The sequence below is a fragment of the Starkeya sp. ORNL1 genome (assembly GCF_012971745.1).
GTDB lineage: Bacteria > Pseudomonadota > Alphaproteobacteria > Rhizobiales > Xanthobacteraceae > Ancylobacter.
Genome location: NZ_CP048834.1, coordinates 1,838,679 through 1,853,479, shown reverse-complemented (window position 1 = coordinate 1,853,479; position 14,801 = coordinate 1,838,679). Strand labels below are relative to the sequence as shown.

Here is a 14,801-nt window from a genome sequence, read left to right as displayed (position 1 = left end):
GGGGAGAGGTCGGCGCCTCAGGCGCCGGGTGAGGGGGAGAGCGGTGTCTCGCTTGGCCCCTCACCCCAACCCTCTCCCCGTCGGGGAGAGGGAGCTCCCAACATCGTCATGGCCGGGCTTGTCCCGGCCATCCACGGTTGCGCAAGGACGTGGATCCCCGGGGAAAGCCGAGGCTGCTGCCTCGGCGTCTCCCGATAAGACGGCGACCTATTAGGTCGCCTTTGCCCGGGAATGACGGCTGAGGGTGCGCGCCAAATACCGCTCGATGGGTTCCCGCATGACGACGAGCCCGAGGCGTTTCAACGCGATGCGGGCCAGGTCGATTGGCTCGACCTTCACCGGAAGACCATGGACGGCCGCGGGCCCTTGAGCGAAGGGGGCCTTGCCGACGGCACACATCTCCTTGATATGAAGATCGAAAAGACGTCGCTCAGAGGCGTAAGATCGTGTGCACCCGGCATCGTCCAACGGATTGAGACTGCTAGAAAAGACCATGAGTTTCCAACTGCATAGATTCTCAGTGGCGCCCATGATGGACTGGTCCGACACGCATTGTCGGGCCTTCCACCGCACATTGTCGCGCCGCGCCCGGCTCTATACCGAGATGGTCACCGCCAATGCCGTGATCTTCGGCGACCGCGACCGGCTGATCGGCTTCTCCGACATCGAGCACCCGGTCGCGGTGCAACTCGGCGGCTCGGACCCGGAGGCGCTGGCCAAGGCCGCGGCGATCTGCGCCGAGCGCGGCTATGACGAGATCAACCTCAATGTCGGCTGCCCGTCGGACCGCGTGCAGGGCGGCAATTTCGGTGCCTGCCTGATGCGCGCGCCAGCGCTGGTGGCGGACTGCGTCGCGGCGATGAAGGCGGAAGTGGCGATCCCGGTCACGGTGAAGTGCCGCATCGGCGTCGACGAGCAGGACCCGGAAGCCGCGCTCGACGCGCTGGCCGACGCGGTGCTGGCGAAGGGCGCCGACGCGCTGATCGTGCATGCCCGCAAGGCGTGGCTGGAGGGCCTCTCGCCGAAGGAGAACCGCGATATCCCGCCGCTGGATTATGACCGGGTGTATCGGCTGAAGGCCCGCCTGCCGCATGTGCCGGTCGCGATCAATGGCGGCATCGCCGACATCGCGACGGTCAAGGCGCAGCTCGATCATGTCGACGGCGTGATGCTGGGCCGCGCCGCCTATCACCAGCCGGAATTGCTGCTCGAAGTCGATCCCGCGCTGTTCGGCGAGCCGGCGCCGCACGCCGATGCGTTTGCCGCGGTGGAGGCGTTCGAGCCTTACGTCGCCCGCCATGTCGAAGCCGGCGGGCGGCTGCATGATGTCACCCGGCACATGCTCGGCCTGTTCACCGGCCAGCCGGGGGCGCGCGCCTTCCGTCGCCGGCTGGCGATCGAGGGCGTGAAGGCGGGCGCGGGAATCGGCGTGCTGCGCGATGCGGTCGGTGAAGTGCGTCGTGCCTTGGAGCGCCGGCTGGCGGCGGCGTGAGGGTCGCTCTGCTGCAACATCCTTCGAGGCCCGGCTTTGCCGGGCACCTCAGGATGAGGTGGTTCTTATAAAAGCGACCTCATCCTGAGGTGCGAGCGTCAGCGAGCCTTGAAGGATGCTCGCGTGGCCCCCGCTACTTCCCGCCCGGAATCGGTGAGAAGCCCGGCTCGACTGCGATCACGTTCAGCACGTGCTGCTTGCCGTCATTGCCGACCCAGTCGATCGACTGGCCGACGCTGAGGCCCAGCAATGCGGTGCCGACCGGGGTGAGCACCGAGATCCGGCCGGCCGCGATGTCCGCTTCGGCGGGATAGACCAGCTGCACCCGGCGCGCCTTGCCGTCCGCGGTGGTGTAATCGACCATGCTGCCCATCTGCACCGAGCGTTCTGGCACCGCGTTGGCGCGCACCACCTTGGCGCGCTCCAGCTCGGCGAGCAGCGCTTCGGCAAGCACGGGGCGGGTGTCCATCAAGCCGTTGGCGATCTTGGTCAGGACCTCGTGGTCGGTGGACGAGATGGTGATTCTGGGCTTGACCATGGTTTTCCTCAGGAGGACGCGCGATCAAATGCCGGAAGCACCCAACGTGCCGTCAATCTTACGCAGCGTCCGAATGGAGTTTGGAAGTATGAACAGCCCCGGTCTCGGGGCATCCGAGCCGGGCAACTATCCCGCGATGGGGACGATCCGGAATATGGTGGTGCGGCTCACGGTGTTCATGCGCTGAAGGTCGGCGCGAATACCTGAATTGTCAACCCCGTCGCGCTCAGCTGACGCCGAGCACCTGCAGGGTCTTGCGGGTATATTGCTCGACATAGTCCATCAGCGCGTCAGAGGCCTGCCGGGCGCCGGGCTCGTCGCCCTTGGCGATGCTCCGCGCGATGCGGGCATGCAGCTGGCTCACCTGCTGCACGTCGCCGAATTCCTTGAAATAGAGGTACCAGAAGCGCCGCGTCTGCGCCTCGATCGGGCCGATGGCGTGGGTGGCGTATTTGCTGTTGGCCGCCTTGACGACGAGGGCATTGAACTCGCGGTCGGCGGCACTGAAATCGGCGCCGTCGCGGGTCTTCTCGGCGTGATCGAACGCTTTGGCGACCGCGGTGAATTCGACGCGCAGCGAATTCGAGGCGAGGCGCGCGGCGCGCCCGGCGAGCACGTTCTCCAGGCCCCGACGCACTTCGAGCATGCCCAATTGGTCGGCGAGGTCGATCTCCGAGACGAACACCCCGGAGCGCGGCACCACGCGCACCGTGCCCTCCAGCGCGAGCCGCTGCAGCGCCTCGCGGATCGGCGTGCGGCCGATGTTCAGGCGCTTGCTGAGCGAGACTTCCGAGATCTTGCTGCCGGGCGGCAGTTCGAGCGTGACGATCATCTCCTCGATCAGCCGATAGGCCTGGCGCGCCTGCGGCTCGGGCGAGGCGTCACCCGGGGCGGCGCCTGCGGAAACCGGGGCGCGTTTGCGTGCGGCGGACGGCGTTTTCATCGCGGGCTCGTCGGCGGTGGGTCGAGACCGCCAGCCTTAACCGATCCGGACGAAAAAATGCAGGCGCGCGAGCGCCTGCAAGTTGTCTTGGATGGGAAATCCCCCGGAAAGCGCAGGGGTCAGCGCTTGAGGTCGCGCCGCATCGCCATGTGCGCGCCCTTCACGCCATCCACCACCTGCGTCACCCGCAGGTCGCCGGCGACGCTGCACAGCGTGTAGGCCTCCTCGCGCGACAGGCCCCATTCCTTGCCGAGCAGGTCGATCATCTCCAGCACCGCCTCGCGCACCGCCTCGTCGAGATCCTCGCTGAAGCCGTGGCAGATCCAGAGATCGGGGGTCTCCAGGATCGGGTTCTTGGCGCGGCTCCCCTTATGCAGCACCAGCTGGATGGTGGCGTTCACATGGGCCTCGATCGCGGTGCCGTTCACCTCGCCGTCGCCCTCGGCGAAATGGGTGTCGCCGGCCCAGAACAGCGCGCCCTTGCGATGCACCGGATAGAACATGCTGGTGCCGGCGACGAATTCGCGATTGTCCACATTGCCGCCATGCACGCCCGGCGGCACGGTGCTGATCGGGCCGTCGGCGGGCGGGCACACGCCGGCGGTGCCGAAATGCAGGCGCAGCGGCACCACGATGCCCTCCAGCGCCGGCGTGCGCGCCGCGTGCGGCACGGTGGTGTAGCGGCCGGGCACGCCGCGCTCCGGCGGGCTGTCATAAGGGAACTGGAATAGCGCGCGCGCCGTGCCGGCCTTCATGTCGGCCTCGAATATGACGACGTGCTCGCGGCTGCCGAACTCCTTGTCGAGCAGGCCCCATTTGCCCTGGAAGTTCACGCCGTGCTTCAGGCGCGGCTCCATGGCGAGCACGCGGCATTCCAGCGTGTCGCCGGGCTCGGCGCCCTCGACATAGATCGGGCCGGTGAGGATGTGCACGCCCGGGGTGCGCTTCTCCTCGGGGATGCCGTCATAGATGGCGCGGATGGCGTCATCCATCAGCAGCTCCGGCGCATCGCCGGCATGGTGGCAGAGGCACTCGATCTTCACGATGTCGCCGGAGGCGACGCTCAGCACCGGCGCGACCGCGCCATTGAAGGCGCCCCACTGCACGGTTTCCAGCGTGGCCTTCAGCTCATGGTAGCGGGTGCCGGCCGCCGCGATCACGGGGTTATGGGCGTTCATTGGCGTTTCCTTCCTAAAATGCAAAGGCAAGTTGGCCGCGCGCGGCGGCGACGACGGCGAAGCCGACGAAAGTGCCGAGAATGGCGAAGATGCCGCCCAGCACATTGGGGGCGGGAATGGGTGCGCGCACCGCAGTGTAGATGAGGCCCGTCACCAGGCCGACGGCCGCGGCCTGCAATTCCGTCGCGCCGATACCGATCTCAAGCATGTCCGTTTCCTCCGTGTTTCGCGTTCAGTTGCCGGCCGGCGGGCGGCCGAAACTGATGGCGTTGCGCGACTTCTGCACGATCAAATAGCCGATATAGGTGAAGATGATCGCGAAAATCCCGCCGAGCACCGGAGGCGCAGGTATAGGCAGGTTGAGATACGAGTAGAGCGTGCCGGTAATCAGGCCGACGACGAGCGCAACAAGTTCGTTACGCCCTACATATACGTAGTGCATAGTGGCGTTTCCTCGATTGTACGGTTCGATCTGTTGTCCGGCAGGCGATTCTTGGGTGCCGCGGTGACCGGATGTCAGAACGCTAAACTGACATGTCAGTTTGCGCAACTAAAATGTTATGAAGCGGTGGCGCGCTCTGTTTCAGCATCCTTCGAGGCCGCTACGCGGCACCTGAGGATGAGGTCGCGCTTTAAAGATGAACCTCATCCTGAGGTGCCGGCCGGAGGCCGGCCTCGAAGGATGCCCACCCGGCGCACCCCAGCTCTGAATTCATTGATAGTGCGATAAATGCCGCCGTGCGCTAGAAGCACGGCCCATGGACATTTCCACGATTCCCCTCGACCAGATCCTCTGGCTCACCGCCGCGCTGCTCGCGGCGGGGCTGGCGACTGGCATTCTGGCCGGCTTGTTCGGCATTGGCGGCGGCGCCATCGTGGTGCCGGTGCTGTTCGAGGTCTTCACCATCATGAACGTGCCGGAAGCCGCGCGCATGCATCTGGCGGTCGGCACCTCGCTCGCCATCATCGTGCCCACCGCGCTGCGCTCCTACATGGCGCACCGGGCGCGCAGCGCGGTGCGCGCGGATGCGCTCAGGCGCTGGGCGCTGCCGCTGGTGATCGGCGTCATTGTCGGCGGCATGCTCGCCACCGTCTCGCCGGACCGCGTGCTGAAGTTCGCCTTCGTCGCGTTTGCGGTGCTGATGTCGTTCAAGCTGCTGTTCGGCCGCGCCTCCTGGACGCTCGGCAACGAGCTGCCCGGCCCGGCGCTGATGAACACGTACGGCTTCGGCGTCGGGCTGGTCTCGCCTTTGATCGGCATATCCGGCGGCGGCATCGCCAGCGTGATCCTCACGCTTTACAAGGTGCCGATCCACCAGGCCATCGCCACCTCCGCCGGGCTCGGCGCGCTGATCGCGGTGCCGGGGACCATCAGCTACATCGTCGGCGGGCTGTCGCATATGTCCGAATTGCCGCCGCTGTCGCTCGGCTATGTCTCGGTGCCCGGCGCGCTGCTGGTCGGCGGCATCGCCACGCTGGCGGCCCCGCTCGGCGCCAGGCTGGCCCACGCCTTCACCAAGCGCCAGCTCGAGGTCGGGTTCGGGCTGTACCTGCTGATCGTCGGGATGCGGTTTGTGGTGGGGATGTTCGCCTGAGGGTTGATCGGCTTCAACATCCTTCGAGGCCCGCCATTGGCGGGCACCTCAGGATGAGGTTCTTCTTTTAAGATCAACCTCATCCTGAGGTGCCGCGCAGCGGCCTCGAAGGATGTTGAAGCAGAACGCCCGCCTCACTTCTCCACCGGTCGCGCGCGCATCACCAGCTTCTCGCCGCGGATCTCGAAGCTCTCCAGCCGGGAGAGGAAGGTCATGCCGAGCAGGCTGTGCTTCAGCGTGCCGGGGCTGGCCACCAGCGCCGGCACCCGGCGCTCCTCGATGCTGCCGGCGATCGATACCTTGTCCAGCACCACCGAGGCCGCCTTGCCGCGGCCATTGGCGGTGTCGATCGGGATGTCGTAGCGCAGGAAATCCACCGGCAGGCCGACCACGCGGGCATCCTCCGGGGTCAGCACCACGCTGGAGGCGCCGGTGTCGACCAGCATCGGGATGCGGCTGTCATTGACCTCGACGCGGATGTTGAAATCGCCGTCGCGCGCCCGCGCCACCTCGATCGCCGGGCCGTCGCCATGGGCCAGCGGCACCGCATAGCCGGGAGCGATCTCGGCGAGGATGCGATAGGCGCCGGCATGCAGCTCGTAGCGATAGGTGTAGCCGGCGGCGAGCACGCAGAAGATCACCGCCCACAGGAGGATCGCGCGCAGCGCCTCGCCGAGCCGGCCGGTGAAGGCGGCGACGACGCCGGCGCCGACCACCAGCGCAATGGCGCCATAGGCCACCAGCTGGGCGAAATCGCCGAGCGCGATGCCGGCGATCTCGCCATGCTGCGCATTGAAGGCGATCAGCCCGATGCCGACGGCAAGGCCGATGATCACGATCCACATGAAGCGATCGGAATTCATCGCGGCAGCTCCACCGTGCTGACTCCCAGATTGCACGCGCTCAACCGTCGACCCGCGCTTGCGAGACGGCTTGGCAGGCCCGCCATGATGGCGCGCCGCGTCGCCTCGTCCAGTGCGCCCCATGCGCCGATTTCCTCAATGGTGCGGCCGCACCCGGTGCACAGCCGGCCCGTCGGGTCGAGCGTGCAGACACGGATGCAAGGGGTGGAGGCGGCCGTCATGGATCCTGTTCGCATCCTTTTCAGAATGGACGGGCGAAGATAGTCAGCGCCAGCAGGAAGGCAATCTCCGAAAGGCTAATGGCCGCGCCTGCGACATCGCCGGTCTGGCCGCCATAGAGCCGCGCGGCAAGGCGCTGAACCCCATAGGCTGCAAGGCTTGCCGCGAGCAGGGCGGCGATCAGGGCGAGGGCGCCGAGGGATAGGATTACCAGCACCGCCGCGATCAAAAATGCCGCAACAGCGGCGACGAGCAGGGGGCGGGCGCCCGGCCGCCCGGCGCTCGCGGAGGCGCCGGTGGCGCGCGCCGGGGGCAAAGCGTGCAGCAGCCACAGCCCGGCGATTCGGGAGGTGGCGGCCGCGGCAACGAGCCCGGCGGCCGCAATCCACGGGCTGGCGGCGGCCAGCGCTTCCAGCGTGCCGGCGCGCAGCAGCAGCGCGAGCACCAGCGCCAGCACGCCGAACGCGCCGATGCGGCTGTCCTTCATGATCTCCAGTCGGCGGACGGGATCATAACCGCCGAGGCTGTCCGCGGTGTCGGCAAGGCCGTCCTCGTGCAGCCCGCCGGTGGCCACGATCATGGCGGCGATGGCGAGCGCGCCGGGGATCAGGCCGCCGAGGTTCAATGCGAGGGCAAGGAGCAGGATGGCCGCGCCGATGGCGCCGACGAGGGCGCCGACCAAAGGGAGGGCGGGGGCCATGGTGTCGATGTCGAACCCGCCCTCCGGCTCGCCCGGCACCGGCAGCCGGGTGAAGAAGCGCAGCGCCGCCGGCAGGCCGGTGAGGAAGGGCAGGGTCATGCCGGCAACATCGCTGGTGGGCGGCGGTTTGGGAAGGGTGGCTCTGCGCGGGCATCCTTCGAGGCCCGGACTGCGTCCGGGCACCTCAGGATGAGGTTGCTTCTAAAACAACAACCTCATCCTGAGGTGCCGCCGCAGGCGGCCTCGAAGGATGCTCGCGCAGAGCGACCGTTTCTTCCTCCCCACCATCGTCATCCCGGACGGCCAACGGCCGATCCGGGATCGCAGGAAGGTGCCGAGCAACCCCTTCTTGCGATCCCGGCTCTGCGCTGCGCTCCGGCCGGGATGACGCGAGTGGGGTGGGGAAAAGAACTCACCGCTCCAGCACGAACTCCCGCACCGGCAACCTGTGCTCCCAACCCGCCCGCTCCAGCTCCGGCACTTCGGAATGCTCGCTCGGATAGCCGATGCACAGATACCCCACGAGCCGCCAGCCGGCCGGCACTTCCAGCGCGCTGGCGACCGCCTCCGGGTCGAGGATCGACACCCAGCCGACGCCGATGCCCTCGGCAGCCGCGGCGAGCCACAGCGTGTGGATCGCGAGCACGGCGGAATAGGCCAGCGTCTCCGGCATGGTGGCGCGCCCGAGCCCGGCGCCGGTCGCCGGGTCGGCATCGACGAACACCGCGACATGCTCGGGCGCCTCGTCGAGGCCGCTGAGCTTGAGGCGGGCATAGAGGCTGGCGCGGTCAGCGCTCTGGCGGGCCAGCGCCTCGGCGTTGCAGTGCTCGAAAATGGCGCGCACCTTGGCGCGGCGCTCATATTCGCGCACCCGCACGAAGCGCCAGGGCTGGCTGAGGCCCACGCTCGGTGCGCAGCAGGCCCGCTCGATCAGCGATGGCAGGCTGTCCTCCGGGAGCGGGCGCCGCTCGAAGCGGCGCACGTCGCGGCGCCAGTGGAACAGCCGGTCGAGCTCCTCGCGGAAGCGCTCGCCGAACACCGGATGCTCGAACATCTCGTCCCTCCTCGCGACGCTTGGTGCTTGCCTGCCCGCTTGTGCGGGTCTAACCCGGCGCCGTCTCCATTGCCGAGAGTCCTACCATGCATCGCGCCGCCACCGGGCTTCCGTTCGACGATATTCGTCGCCTCATCGCCGAGATGCCGGGGCCGGACCTTGCCGCGCGCCAGGCGGCGGAGCAGCGTCAGGGCCAATTGGTGAAGCCGCCGGGGGCGCTCGGCCGGCTGGAGGAGATCGCGGTCTTCTTCGCCGGCTGGCAGGGCAAGGCGATCCCCGCCGTGGTGCGCCCTACGGTGGCGGTGTTCGCCGCCACCCATGGCGTTTCCGCGCGCGGCGTCTCGCCCTATCCGGCCGAGGTGACGAAGCAGATGGTCGACACCTTCACCAATGGCAAGGCGGCGGTGAACCAGATCTGCGCCACGTTCGGCGCGGGATTGCGGGTGTTCGACCTCGCGCTCGATATTCCCACGCCCGACATCGTGGAGCGCGACGCGCTCACCGAGGCCGAATGCGCCGCGACCATGGCGTTCGGCATGGAGGCGCTGGCCGGCGAGCCGGACCTGTTGTGCCTCGGCGAGATGGGCATCGGCAACACCACCATCGCCGCCGCCATCTATCACGGGCTCTATGGCGGCAGCGCCGGCGAGTGGGTGGGGCCGGGCACCGGCTCCACCGGCGAGGTGCTGGCCCGCAAGATCGCGGCGGTGGACGCTGCGGTGAAGCGCTGCGCCGGCAATCTCGACGATCCCCTGGAGGTGTTGCGGCGGCTCGGCGGGCGCGAAGTGGCGGCAATGGCCGGCGCCATCCTCGCCGCCCGCATGCAGCGCGTGCCGGTGGTGCTGGACGGCTATGTGGTGACAGCGGCCGCCGCGGTGCTGCACGCCCTGAGCCCGGCCGCGATCGACCATTGCCTCGCCGGGCACGTTTCGGCCGAGCCGGCGCACCGGCGGGTGCTGGAGAAGCTCGGGCTGGCGCCGATCCTGGACCTCGGCATGCGGCTGGGTGAGGGCTCGGGCGCGGCGCTGTCGATCGGGGTGATCAAGGCGGCTTTGGCGTGTCACGCCGGGATGGCGACGTTTGCGGAAGCCGGGGTGGGGTAGGGGGCTCTGCGTGAGCATCCTTCGAGGCCGCTTCGCGGCACCTCAGGATGAGGTTGTTCTTTTAAAGACGACCTCATCCTGAGGTGCCCGGCAAAGCCGGGCCTCGAAGGATGTTGAAGCCGTGGAACGCCTACCACCCCCGCCGCGTCAGGAACGCGCGGCGCCTGGGGCGGTCCATCTCGGACAGGCGGTCCTCTTCCTCGCCATGGCCTTCCGGCGCCAGCGGCATGGAGTCCGGCACCGGGGGCAAAGCGGCCATCACGCGCTCGCTCGGGAAGGTGACGATCACCTCGGTGCCCTCGCGCAGGCGCGATTTCAGCTGGAAGGTGCCACCGTGCAGGTCGATCAGCCCCTTCACGATCGGCAGGCCGAGCCCGGCACCCTGCTCGGCGGTCTTGATGGCGTTGCTGCCCTGGCCGAACGAGGCCATCACGATCGGGATCTCGTGTTCGGGAATGCCGGGACCGGTGTCGCGCACCGAGAGATACTGCCCGCCGGAATAGGTCCAGCCCACCTTCAGCCAGATCTCGCCGCCCTGCGGGGTGAACTTGATGGCGTTGGAGAGCAGGTTCAGGCAGATCTGGCGCAGCGCGCGCTCGTCCGCCCACAGCCGCGGCAACTCCGCCTCGTACAGCTCGTGGATGGCGATGCCGCGGGTTTTGGCGCGGATCTTGAGCAGGTGCCGGCAATCCTCCACCACGCTCGCCAGCGGCACGGTCTCCTCGTTCAGTTCGTAGCGGCCGGCCTCGATGCGCGAGAGGTCGAGAATCTCGTTGATGAGGTTCAGCAAATGCTGGCCCGAGGAGTGGATGTCGCCGGCATATTCGCGGTAGGTGGGGTTGGCGTGGGCGCCGAGAATCTCGCTCTTCATCACTTCCGAGAAGCCGAGGATCGCGTTCAGCGGGGTGCGCAGCTCATGGCTCATCTGGGCGAGGAAGCGGGACTTGGCGAGGCTGGCGGCCTCGGCGCGCAACAGCGCGTCGTCGGACTTCGCCACCGCCTGTTCCAGTTCGCCGATCAGCGCATCCTTCTCGCCGCGCGCCTCCAGCGCGCCGAGCGCGATGCCGTTGAGCCGGCGCGACACGATGAGGAAGCAGGCCGAGGCCTCGCACATCAGGGCGGCCAGCGCGTAATCGGTGATGGTGCCCTGCGCCAGGTAGAAACCGCAGGCGGCGAGGATGACGGGCAACGTGCCGGCATAGACCGCCACCGGGATCGGCGCGGAGAGCATCGCCATGCCGGCGATATAGACCAGCGCCGCCAGCAGCGCGAATTCGCGGGCACCGACACCGTGGCTGGCGACGAGGCCGGCGAGCAGCACCACCCAACCGATGGCGGCGATGAAATCGAGCGTGGCGAACAGCGCGCGGTAGCGGGCGAGCACGCCGGGCTCGGCGCTCTCGCGGCGGAAGCGCGCGCACAGCAGCACGGTGAGCGCGTGCAGCGCCAGCATGGCGACGGTCCAGCCGACAGCGAGCGTCCAGGGCAGGAACAGTGCGCTGGCGCCGCCGGTCAGCATGATCATCGGCACGATCGCCGCGGTGGCGCCGGAGCGATTGTCGACGAACAGCCGGATCAGCTCGTAATCATAGGCCGGGCTGGTGCCGGTTGTGGAGGTGAGGCGGTCGCGCGCCTCGCGCACGCTGCGCCCGACATCGTTGCGGGTGCTGGTGGTGCGGCGGGGGGTGGCGTGGTCGGCGATGCGGCCGGGGGAGGCGGCGTCGGGCCGGGCAAACGGTTCGGCAGCGCCTGCGCGCCGCTCGTCCCCCTCGCGAACGGCGGTCGCCGTCGTGCCCATATTTCCCCGCCAGCCAAAAGCTTTGTGCCCATCTTAAACATCTGGCTCGAATGCTTAATGCTTGCTCTAGGAGCGTGGTTAATGAATTGCGGCGCGACGGTCGGGGGAGCACCTGTTGCGCCGTAGCACCATAAATTCCGTGCTGGTGGCGGCGGTTCTGGTTGCCGGCGCGCTGCTCGCCGAGCGCTTCGCTGGCTGGCTGGTGCCGGCGCTCACCGGCGCGATCCATATCGGCGATGGCGACAGCTTCGAACTGGGCGGCGAACGGGTGCGGCTCGACGGCATCGACGCGCCGGAACTGCACCAGGATTGCGGGGTGGCTTCGAGGCCGTGGCCGTGCGGGCGGGCCGCGCGCGACGCGCTGCGCAAGGCGGCGAGCGCGGGCGCGGTGAGCTGCCGGCCGGTGGACACCGATGTCTATGGCCGCTCGGTCTCGGTGTGCGAGGCGGGCGGGGCGGACCTCGCCAGGGCGATGGTGGCGCAGGGCCTGGCGGTGTCGACCGGGCTCGCCTATGCGCGCGAGGAGGCGGAGGCGCGGAGGGCGAAGCGCGGGATCTGGGCGGGGCCGTTCGAGCAGCCGGCCTCGTGGCGGGCGCGGAATAATTGAGGGGGAAGAGGGCGTTCTGCTTGAGCATCCTTCGAGGCTCGCTGAGGCTCGCACCCCCGCAGTTGGCCATTGGCCAACTGCTAGGGATGACGTGGTTCTTTTAAGATCAACGTCATCCTGAGGTGCCGCGAAGCGGCCTCGAAGGATGCCCGCACAGGGCAACCCCTGCCTACTCCATCAAAAACTCCCCCACCTCGTCCGAGAACCACCCGGCCTCCACCTTGCCCTTCGGCATGCCGTGCGCGACCAGCGCCTGCGCGCAGCCGAGCCAGTCGCCGCCCGGGACCGTTTCGGTACGCGATGCGAAGGACAGCGTGCCGCGGACATTGTCGCCATAGCCGTGCCGCTCCTGCCAGCTCGCGCCGTGCTCCAGCAGGAAACGAGTGAGCGCCGCATCGCCGCGGAACACCGCCTGGTTCAGCGCCGAGGCTTGCCAGTCGCCGCCGGCCACCGCGATCGGCCAGCCGAGCTCGACCATCAGCCGCACCGCGTCATCGCGGCCCTGCGCCGCGAGTTCCGGCAGCAGGCGCAGCTGGGTTTGCGAGAGCGAACCGGGCAGGTCCGGCCGCGCCGCACGGATGCGCCGGGCGGCTGTCGCATCACCCTGCGCGCAGGCGGCGATGAAGGCTTCGTCCTCCGGCAGCGGCGCGCCGTCGCCCTTGAGCAGGCGGGCGACGTCCGGCAGGCCGAAGCGCAGCGCCAGCACATAAGCGCTGGCGCCGTCCGGCGTGCGCGCGGTGGCGTCGGCGCCGGCCTCCAGCAGGGCGGCGATGTGCGCCGGGGAGCGGCGGCGGCGGATCGCCCACAGCAGCGGCGTGCCCCAGTCCGAGGTCGGCGGTCCGCCGGCCTTCTCATTGGCATCCCCGCCATGGGCGAGCAGCAGGCGCAGCGTCTCGACATCGTCGAGATCGAGCACGCGATAGAGCGCATTGCTGCCGGTGACGCGGGCGCCAGCCTCGAGCAGCAAGCGGGTGCAGGCCGGGTTCTCCAGCGAATGATAGAGCGACTCGCCGTCATTCGGATCGGCGCCGGCGGCGAGCAGCAGGCGCGCCAGCTCGGCGTCGTGGTTCTGCCCGGCGGCGCCATGGAGCGCGGAGAGCCGGAAGCTCTCGGCGGGGTGGTCGGCGGCGGGCGACTGCCAGCCTCGCGTCACCGCCTGGTTGGGGTCGGCGCCGGCTTCCAGCAGCAGCCGGGCGCAGGTGCGCAGCCCATCGCGGAATTCCGGCAAGCGCAGCAGGCTGGAATGCGTCACCGCGACCAGCGGCGGCAGATCGAGCGGGCCGCCCGGCCGATTGACCCACGCCGGGTCACGCGCGCTCATGGCGCGCAGCGCGGCCTCATTGCCGATGGCGCAGGCGAGATACGGGTCGCCGTCCGCCAGAGCGGGATCGGCCTCCAGCATCCGCGCCGCCACCAATGGCCGCGCCGGGTTCATCTCGCCGGCGATATCGCCCGGATAGACCAGCCGCAGCCAGTTGCGCACCGCCTGCGCGCGGCTCGTCGCGTGCGCGTTGCGGGCGGCGACGAAGGCGTCGAGCTCGGCCCAGGAGGCAAAGCCATATTCGCGGGCGACGGCGGATTGCGCGTCGTGCAGTCGCAGGCCGAGGGCGCGGATGGCGTCGTCGCTCTTGCCGGCGGCGGCCGGCAGCGCGTCGCGCAGCCGCGCAAAGGCGGTCGGCTCGCCGCTGCGATGGAGCGCGAGCAGGTCCTTCGCCTGTTTCTTGAGATGGCCGAGATTCGGCCGTTCGGGGAGCTGTTGCATGGAACCTCCGTGCATGAAGCGCCGACGGCCCGCAATTCCGGCTGCACAAAGGTCTGGTTTGTCAGCTCATCGCTGCAAGTGGGTTCAACCCTTCCCGCGGGCCCGGGCGCGGCTTGCACCGCAAGCGGGAGGTTAGCGCGGCGGGGGTGGGGAGGGAAGATGTTGCTCTGCTTCAGCATCCTTCGAGGCCCGGCCTTGCCGGGCACCTCAGGATGAGGTTGTTTTTAAAAGGCAACCTCATCCTGAGGTGCTCGCGCAGCGAGACTCGAAGGATGCTGAAGCAGAGCGCCTTCCCCTACCTGTCGCCACACCCCGTTCCGCAATTGGCCGAACGTCTGAGGCCACTCACGCTCTGGTGAGTTAAGCCGCACGCCTATCCGGAGTAGCCTCCGGTTCGGGAGCGCATTGCCGATTTGCCGTCGCCGGGGCCGGGAAAACCGCCGGGGCGGCCTGTCGCCTTTGCGTGTCCTCATCCTCGGAGAGGGCCATCATGAAATTCACGCTTAACGGAACCGAGCACACGCTCGACGTCGACGGCCAGATGCCGCTGCTATGGGCGCTGCGCGACGTCGTCGGTCTCACCGGGACCAAATTCGGCTGCGGTGCCGCGCTGTGCGGCGCCTGCACGGTGCATGTGGACGGCGCGCCCGTCCGCTCCTGCCAGACCGCGGTGGCGGATGTCGAAGGCAAGAAGGTCACCACCATCGAGGGCGTCAATACCGGCGAAGTCGGCACCGCCGTCGTCGCGGCGTGGCGCAAGCTCGACGTGGTGCAATGCGGCTACTGCCAGTCCGGCCAGATCATGTCGGCGGTGGGCCTGTTGAGCGACAACCGCAAGCCGACCGACGCCGACATCGACGCCGCCATGGACGGCAACGTCTGTCGCTGCGCCACCTATCAGCGCATCCGCGCTGCCATCCACGAAGCCGCCTCCAACCTCGCGTGATCG

General features: G+C 68.6%; 16 protein-coding genes. 5 read left to right on the top strand and 11 right to left on the bottom strand.

The features are described from left to right. The first annotated feature begins 493 nt into the window (after window positions 1-493). Window positions 494-1,492: a tRNA dihydrouridine(20/20a) synthase DusA gene (gene dusA, locus G3545_RS09040; protein WP_170011788.1), complete on the top strand. Its 999-nt coding sequence runs from the start codon at window positions 494-496 to the stop codon at window positions 1,490-1,492. A 133-nt stretch (window positions 1,493-1,625) separates the two neighbouring features. On the opposite strand, the gene rnk is transcribed toward dusA, so the two are convergent. The 5 genes from rnk to G3545_RS09015 form a co-directional block, all read right to left on the bottom strand. Then, window positions 1,626-2,030 (bottom strand): nucleoside diphosphate kinase regulator, encoded by a 405-nt coding sequence (gene rnk, locus G3545_RS09035; protein WP_170011786.1) that lies wholly within the window; start codon window positions 2,028-2,030, stop codon window positions 1,626-1,628. Window positions 2,031-2,256: 226 nt separating this feature from the next. Further along, complete coding sequence (locus G3545_RS09030) at window positions 2,257-2,973, bottom strand: GntR family transcriptional regulator (RefSeq protein WP_170011784.1); 717 nt, start codon at window positions 2,971-2,973, stop codon at window positions 2,257-2,259. A gap of 119 nt (window positions 2,974-3,092) precedes the next feature. Next, the gene (locus tag G3545_RS09025) at window positions 3,093-4,151 is read right to left on the bottom strand and encodes an acetamidase/formamidase family protein (RefSeq protein WP_170011782.1); all 1,059 of its coding nucleotides are present in this window, start codon (window positions 4,149-4,151) and stop codon (window positions 3,093-3,095) included. Window positions 4,152-4,164: 13 nt separating this feature from the next. Then, window positions 4,165-4,359 (bottom strand): DUF1427 family protein, encoded by a 195-nt coding sequence (locus G3545_RS09020; protein WP_170011780.1) that lies wholly within the window; start codon window positions 4,357-4,359, stop codon window positions 4,165-4,167. A 24-nt stretch (window positions 4,360-4,383) separates the two neighbouring features. Continuing rightward, complete coding sequence (locus G3545_RS09015) at window positions 4,384-4,593, bottom strand: DUF1427 family protein (RefSeq protein WP_170011778.1); 210 nt, start codon at window positions 4,591-4,593, stop codon at window positions 4,384-4,386. 316 nt (window positions 4,594-4,909) lie between these two features. Between G3545_RS09015 and G3545_RS09010 the strand changes: the two genes are divergently transcribed. Next, window positions 4,910-5,746, top strand: coding sequence for a sulfite exporter TauE/SafE family protein (locus tag G3545_RS09010; RefSeq protein WP_170011776.1), 837 nt, complete (start codon window positions 4,910-4,912; stop codon window positions 5,744-5,746). A 134-nt stretch (window positions 5,747-5,880) separates the two neighbouring features. On the opposite strand, the gene G3545_RS09005 is transcribed toward G3545_RS09010, so the two are convergent. The 4 genes from G3545_RS09005 to bluB form a co-directional block, all read right to left on the bottom strand. Further along, the gene (locus G3545_RS09005; protein ID WP_170011774.1) at window positions 5,881-6,609 is read right to left on the bottom strand and encodes a TIGR02281 family clan AA aspartic protease; all 729 of its coding nucleotides are present in this window, start codon (window positions 6,607-6,609) and stop codon (window positions 5,881-5,883) included. Next, window positions 6,606-6,830 carry a DUF1289 domain-containing protein gene (locus G3545_RS09000; protein WP_170011772.1) on the bottom strand — a complete coding sequence of 75 codons (225 nt, stop codon included), beginning with the start codon at window positions 6,828-6,830 and terminating at the stop codon, window positions 6,606-6,608. The genes G3545_RS09005 and G3545_RS09000 overlap by 4 nt, the downstream gene beginning before the upstream one ends. A gap of 20 nt (window positions 6,831-6,850) precedes the next feature. Next, on the bottom strand, window positions 6,851-7,627 hold the full coding sequence (gene cobS, locus G3545_RS08995; RefSeq protein WP_170011770.1) for an adenosylcobinamide-GDP ribazoletransferase: 777 nt from the start codon (window positions 7,625-7,627) through the stop codon (window positions 6,851-6,853). Window positions 7,628-7,940: 313 nt separating this feature from the next. After that, window positions 7,941-8,582 (bottom strand): 5,6-dimethylbenzimidazole synthase, encoded by a 642-nt coding sequence (bluB, locus tag G3545_RS08990; protein ID WP_170011768.1) that lies wholly within the window; start codon window positions 8,580-8,582, stop codon window positions 7,941-7,943. A gap of 86 nt (window positions 8,583-8,668) precedes the next feature. Here bluB and cobT point away from each other — a divergent pair, with 86 nt between their 5' ends. Then, window positions 8,669-9,685, top strand: coding sequence for a nicotinate-nucleotide--dimethylbenzimidazole phosphoribosyltransferase (gene cobT, locus G3545_RS08985; protein ID WP_170011766.1), 1,017 nt, complete (start codon window positions 8,669-8,671; stop codon window positions 9,683-9,685). A gap of 130 nt (window positions 9,686-9,815) precedes the next feature. Here cobT and G3545_RS29880 read toward each other — a convergent pair whose 3' ends face one another. Then, entirely contained in the window at window positions 9,816-11,483 is a 1,668-nt protein-coding gene (locus G3545_RS29880) for an ATP-binding protein (RefSeq protein WP_206151410.1), read from the bottom strand. A gap of 115 nt (window positions 11,484-11,598) precedes the next feature. On the opposite strand from G3545_RS29880, the gene G3545_RS08975 reads away from it, so the two are divergent. After that, entirely contained in the window at window positions 11,599-12,090 is a 492-nt protein-coding gene (locus G3545_RS08975) for a thermonuclease family protein (protein WP_246702744.1), read from the top strand. A 169-nt stretch (window positions 12,091-12,259) separates the two neighbouring features. Here G3545_RS08975 and G3545_RS08970 read toward each other — a convergent pair whose 3' ends face one another. After that, on the bottom strand, window positions 12,260-13,852 hold the full coding sequence (locus G3545_RS08970) for an ankyrin repeat domain-containing protein (RefSeq protein WP_170011764.1): 1,593 nt from the start codon (window positions 13,850-13,852) through the stop codon (window positions 12,260-12,262). Between the two features lie 490 nt (window positions 13,853-14,342). Between G3545_RS08970 and G3545_RS08965 the strand changes: the two genes are divergently transcribed. Continuing rightward, window positions 14,343-14,798: a (2Fe-2S)-binding protein gene (locus G3545_RS08965; protein WP_170011762.1), complete on the top strand. Its 456-nt coding sequence runs from the start codon at window positions 14,343-14,345 to the stop codon at window positions 14,796-14,798. Window positions 14,799-14,801: the final 3 nt, after the last annotated feature.